Consider the following 249-nt stretch of genomic DNA (forward strand, 5'->3'; position numbering starts at 1 on the left):
TTATTGTTTTCATAAGCGGCATTGGGACAGAGATTTTGGGTGCCCTCATATTCATACTTTCCGACATCACACTTAATAATTCAGCAATGTTCGGATCGTTCTCTTTGTCTTCAACAAGTGTATATGTTTGAATAGCCGGCTGTTCGATCCTGAGAACCTGCACAATAAATTTTGCAAACTCATCGTTTGAAATCAGTGGCAGCCTATATCCCTTACCTCCAGGAATCACCGGCATGAGCCCTCTACGTA

The 249-nt window shown here is 42.2% G+C and carries 1 protein-coding gene; it reads right to left on the reverse strand.

The window, feature by feature from the left end:
• Positions 1–235 (reverse strand): hypothetical protein (locus tag AC0IXA_RS27900; protein WP_471814979.1); only part of this gene is annotated, 235 nt, incomplete at its 3' end.
• Positions 236–249 lie beyond the last annotated feature (14 nt).

It is taken from the genome of Pseudomonas sp. AC083 (assembly GCF_979253165.1).